3 protein-coding genes are annotated in these 3,191 nt (G+C 70.6%); 1 reads left to right on the top strand and 2 read right to left on the bottom strand.

Annotated features, from left to right (window positions below):
• Nucleotides 1-315 precede the first annotated feature (315 nt).
• Complete coding sequence (locus FVW20_RS10595; protein ID WP_196609489.1) at nt 316-993, top strand: hypothetical protein; 678 nt, start codon at nt 316-318, stop codon at nt 991-993.
• Nucleotides 994-1,137: 144 nt separating this feature from the next.
• Here the strand turns inward: FVW20_RS10595 and FVW20_RS10590 are convergent, their stop codons facing one another.
• Together FVW20_RS10590 and FVW20_RS10585 are read right to left on the bottom strand one after the other, a co-directional pair.
• Nucleotides 1,138-2,076, bottom strand: a complete 939-nt coding sequence (locus tag FVW20_RS10590; protein WP_196609487.1) for a deoxyribonuclease IV — start codon at nt 2,074-2,076, stop codon at nt 1,138-1,140.
• Between the two features lie 448 nt (nt 2,077-2,524).
• On the bottom strand, nt 2,525-3,191 hold a 667-nt coding region (locus FVW20_RS10585), incomplete at its 5' end, for an oxidoreductase dimerization domain-containing protein (RefSeq protein ID WP_196609485.1).

Below are 3,191 nucleotides of genomic sequence, written 5' to 3'. Positions count from 1 at the left end.
GGCCGCGCCCCCCTGCCCGGCCCGCCGCCGCGTGCGTTCCGCGCACATTTTCGCACCACGCAGGTCCGCTTCATCCGCAGGCCTGCGTGGCGCCGCATGGAACGGCATGCCGCACCCCCCGTACCTGCGCTGCGCCAACGCAGCCGGTTGGCAGCATCCGCCTCTCCGGCCCCTCCCGTCCAATCCAGCCAATCCGGCATGCCCGGCATTGGCGCTCCTTCCGTCCGCACCGGGTTGCGCTTGACCGCGAAACCGCCTATGCACCTGCCGTTCGCGCCCAGCCGCGCGCCACGCAACCCACCGCAGCGAGGCACCATGGCCGCTCCCGACGCCAAGAAGCTCAAGAAACGCATCGCCGAAATCCGCCGCCGCAAGGCCGAGCGGGCAATGGATCCCTTTTCGCAGCTCATCCACGACTTCTGCCGCCCGTTGCTGGCCGTGGCCGAGGAACTGAGCGGCCCGGAAAACGCCGTGAGCCTGGGCGTGTTCGCGTGGAACGCGGCCTTTCTGCCCGATGAACGCTGGCAGGCCAACCTGCGCCTGTCGCTGGTGCGCTTCGACCTGACGGACGACGCGCAAGAGGCGCTGGAAGGCATCGTGGAGGAAATGATCCGCCAGAAACGGCTGATGTTCCCGGACGACCGCCGGGTGGTGACCCGCTTCGACGTTACGGCGCGGGACGGCAAGGTGTTCGTGGAGGCGGCGCAGCGCACCGCCACCAAGGAACTGATGCCCCACCTGCGCCCGGAATACGCGGTGACCGCGCCCGGTGCGGACAATGCCGCGGATGCCATCGCCAATGACGACGGGGCCGACTGCGCAGGTTGCCCGTCTTCAGGGGCTGGCGGATGCCCGTCTGCCAGAGTCGGCGCGGCATGCCCCTCCTCCATGCAGCCGGGTTCCCTGCTGCCGGGACAGAGCGCGCCCCCGGCCACCACGAAAGACGCTCCCGCAGCTTCCCCGGCAGGCGATACCGCCGACGGCAAGGGCTAGCCGCGCCCATTCGGGAAAACCTGCGGGGACTGGAGGAAGATGCGGGTGGCCATCGGCCCCGTCTTTCGGCGTACCCGTTCCGGACCGGCTTCCACACCGTGAACCGGCACGCCCAGCGCATCCCCTGCCTGACCGCAGCGCGCCCTATCCCCCCTGCCCGCCCATCCCGCGCGCGGCCTCGTCACGCACCACCTCGTTTGGCTCATCACCTGCCGCAAGGCGGTGCAGCACCCTCAGGTTGCGGCGGTCCTCTGCCAGATCCTTGCCCTTGTGCGTTTCCAGCACCATGGGGTGTCCGGCAAAGCGCGGGTCGCGCACCAGCCGGGCAAACCCGGCGGCCCCCACGTGACCCAGCCCGATGTGCGCGTGCCGGTCACTGCGCGCGCCGCACGGCGTGGCGCTGTCATTGACGTGGAACAGCCGCACCTGCACAAGGCTCACCGCGCCATCCACCGCCGCCATCAGCCGCGTGTAGCCTTGATCCGTGGCCAGGTCGTATCCGGCGGCGCAGGCGTGGGCAGTGTCGATGCACACCCCCAGCCGCTCGCGGGCCGGGCAGGCATCCATGATGCGCCCAAGGTCCGCCACGTCGCCCCCGAGGCAGGTGCCCTGTCCGGCGGTATTCTCCAGCAGCACGCCCACGCCATCGGCATGGGGATGCAGGCGCCCCGCCGCGTCGAAGGCTGCTGCAAGCCGCTCGGCCATACGGCGCACGCCGCGTTCCACGCCCTGTCCGCCGCCGCCCTCCAGATGCGCGCCGGGATGCAGCACCACCCACGGGATGCCCAGCAGGCCGCACCGCCCGATCTCTGCGGCCAGCCCGCGCACCGAGCGTGCTCCGGCGTCCTCGTCGGGCGAGGCGAGGTTGAACAGGTACGAGGCGTGCGAGGCCACGAATCCTCCGCCCCAGGCGGCCACGGCGGCACGAAAGCGTGCGGCGTCGCCATCCGAAGGGCAAGGCACCTCCCACCGCCGCTGGTTGGCGGTGAACACCTGCAAGGCCTGCGCCCCCACCGCCACGGCGTGGTCCACCGCACGCCAGAGCCCCCCGGCCACGGACATGTGCGCTCCGAACAACGGCATTGGTCATTACCCCGTATCAGTGAAGGTTGTCCGCAATAGCACTGGGCGTGACGCGCCCGCTCCGCCATATTGCCGTCCCGTGCCGGTTCGCCTCATCCCGTGCAGCTTCGCGCATACGTGCCGTTGCGTGCGTGCACGCCATACCATCGCGGGGCGGCAAACCCCCATGGCGCATGGACCCCCCACCTGCATGGCGGCACGATCCACGCACCGAGCATGGAGCCCCTACCACATTCCCTACCAACAGATTTAGCGTTCCGCCCAATATCGCACAGTGCATGAGCGTGCTAGACAGGCATCATCGAAGGAAGCCGCGAACCGCGAGCACCTTCCCGAACATGCCCCCGGAACAGCCCCCGGAGACGGTACCCCCGCTTCTGCCACCGTCTCCGGGGGCACTTTATTGCCCGCCGCGCGGCAACATGACGCCGCCTTGGGCGGCCGGGCATCACCCCCGGTAGCCGAACAGCAGGCGCAGCAGCCTGCGCGCCCCGGCGGAAAACAGCACCCGCGACACCAGGTTGCCCGCCGCGCGGGCCGAAATCTCGCCCAGCGTGGGATAGGGATGCACGGCCCCGGCCAGCGCGGAAAGGCGCACCCCGCCGCCCAGCACCGCCACCCATTCGTTCAGCACCTCGCCCGCGTGAGGCCCCACGGCCTGTACGCCCAGCACCTTGTTGCCACCCTTGCGCAGCACCAGCTTCAGGCGGCCTTCGGGCGTGCCCTCGGCCAGAGCCCGGTCGTTGGCGGCAAAGGACTCCACATGCACGTCAACGGGCAGACCGCGTTCGGCGGCCATGCGCTCGTTGCACCCCACGGACGCCAACTCCGGGTCGGTGAAGGTGCACCACGGCATGCGCGCATGGTCCGCCCGGCGCGGCAGGCGCAACACCGCATTGGCCACCACCACCCCGGCCTCGTGCCCTGCCGCGTGGGTGAACTGCCAGTCTCCGGTCACGTCGCCAGCCGCGAAAATGTGCAGCTGGCTGGTGCGCATGCGCCGGTCCACGGTGATGCCGCCGTGCTTGCCGGTGACCACGCCCGCCGCCGCAAGGTCCAGCCCGGCGGTTTCCGGCGTTCGGCCCAGGGCCGCCAGCAACCGGTCCGCCCGGACC

This window comes from Nitratidesulfovibrio oxamicus (assembly GCF_015731765.1).
In the GTDB taxonomy this organism is placed as follows: Bacteria; Desulfobacterota; Desulfovibrionia; order Desulfovibrionales; family Desulfovibrionaceae; genus Cupidesulfovibrio; species Cupidesulfovibrio oxamicus.
The sequence above is the reverse complement of the archived record's forward strand: the minus strand, read 5'-3'. Positions and strand labels throughout refer to the sequence as shown.

What these genes read in the sequence shown, in the direction of transcription:
- FVW20_RS10595 (WP_196609489.1), top strand. Translation starts at nt 316, where the DNA reads ATGGCCGCTCCCGACGCCAAGAAGCTCAAGAAACGCATCGCCGAAATC.
- FVW20_RS10590 (WP_196609487.1), bottom strand. Translation starts at nt 2,076, where the DNA reads ATGCCGTTGTTCGGAGCGCACATGTCCGTGGCCGGGGGGCTCTGGCGT.